This is a genomic window from Hydrogenovibrio sp., assembly GCF_049975065.1.
Taxonomy (GTDB): Bacteria; Pseudomonadota; Gammaproteobacteria; order Thiomicrospirales; family Thiomicrospiraceae; genus Hydrogenovibrio.
Genome location: NZ_JBNGDN010000134.1, coordinates 1 through 1,565, shown reverse-complemented (window position 1 = coordinate 1,565; position 1,565 = coordinate 1). Strand labels below are relative to the sequence as shown.

Below are 1,565 nucleotides of genomic sequence, written 5' to 3'. Positions count from 1 at the left end.
TTTTCACCCAAAAGTTCACCCTATCCCGAAAAATTTATAAAAACTAAAGTGCGGTTAACCCTTTAGCCCGAATTCGCCAATGGATTATCCCTTTGTACGTCAACGCAATCAACCCTTCTCTTTCTTCTAAGGCTGCCCAGACTGAATCCGCATCGCGGCGGGTTTCAGCATTCCAGTTAAAACGCCATCAACGCTAGGCCATTGGCTTTGAGCCACTGTTTGTGTTGAGCATAATCCGGGCAATGTCGTGCCACCAGCGCCCAGTAATCGGCGGAATGATTCGGGTGAATCAAATGACACAATTCATGCTGAATCACATAATCCACCACATCCTTCGGTGCCATTGCCAAGCGCCAGTTAAACTGCACCCGTCCGTCGGAGTAACAGCTTCCCCAGCGGGATTTGTAATTGCGGATGGTCACTTCAGTCGGTTGCACCCCGATTTGCTCGGCAAACAGCTGCAAACGCGGTGCCAGATAGGTGTGCAATTGCTCGCTGAAAAACTGCACCACTTTTTTGCGCTGCGTGGCTTGCGGGTCTTTCAAAGCGCGGGCGGTGTTCATATACGCCATCAAATGCGCCCCGTCCAACGCCACCGACAGGGTGTTCACAGGGGTGTGATGATCTTCTTTAAAGCGAATTATTTCGCCCAGCAGCCACAGTTCATGGTCGTCTTTCAATCGCAGCCGTTGCGCTGGCATGGCGGCCTGATGTTTGCGGATTTGCTGTAACAGCCAATCTCGTTCTTTTTCCACCAGCGAAACAATGGTGGTTTCGGAAAGTTGTCTGGGCACCATCAGGGCGATGCGATGCGGTTCGACTTTCAGCGCAATCGACCCGCGGCGGGTGGTTTTGACCACCTCGATGGTTTCCGTATCCAGTTGTAATGTTTGCACTCGGTTGCACTCTTTCATTGCAGTGCGACAAATTGTACTGCAAAAACGGTCATCCTCAACAATTTAGCAATGGCAACACCGCTGCGGCTAACAATCCCGTAAAATAGCCCCTATGATCACACCACCCGACATCGAAAATGCCACCGAAACACCGTTTGAATGCCACTTTACGCTGACACAGGCACAATCACTGCTGGATGCCTTGCAAGCGCATTTACCACCAGGCCTGGTCTTTTCCAATCAAGCCTTAAAACGCGTTTGCCAGCAAGGCGCGGTCTGGGTGGCCGAACCGTTAAAAAAACCTGACACCAACGGCACGCCGCCAAAATTAACCCGGTCTGGCCGAATGCGGCGTGCCAAAAAAGTCCTCCCAGCCGGCAGCGAGGTGTCGTTTTACTACCATCCGGCGGTATTGAACAGCGAGATGCCTACCCCAGTTCTCGTGGCGGACGAACAGACCTACAGCGTTTGGTACAAGCCCAAAGGCGTGCTGTCGCAAGGTTCGAAATGGGGCGACCACACCACCCTGTACCGCTGGGTGGAAAGCGAATACCGTTTCGAGAAGGCACCCCAGCAACGCCCCTGCTGGCCGATTCACCGTCTCGACAAAGCCACCGACGGCCTGATGCTGTTGGCGCACAATAAGAAAACCGCCCAACAACTCGCGCA

Annotated in this window: 2 protein-coding genes; one reads left to right on the top strand and one right to left on the bottom strand. The window is 53.0% G+C overall.

The genetic code is table 11. From position 1 onward, the window contains the following. Nucleotides 1–176 precede the first annotated feature (176 nt). The gene (locus ACP5D0_RS10340; RefSeq protein WP_472365719.1) at nt 177–896 is read right to left on the bottom strand and encodes a M48 family metallopeptidase; all 720 of its coding nucleotides are present in this window, start codon (nt 894–896) and stop codon (nt 177–179) included. A gap of 112 nt (nt 897–1,008) precedes the next feature. Between ACP5D0_RS10340 and ACP5D0_RS10335 the strand changes: the two genes are divergently transcribed. Then, a partial coding sequence (locus tag ACP5D0_RS10335) for a pseudouridine synthase (protein WP_472365718.1) occupies nt 1,009–1,565 on the top strand: 557 nt, incomplete at its 3' end.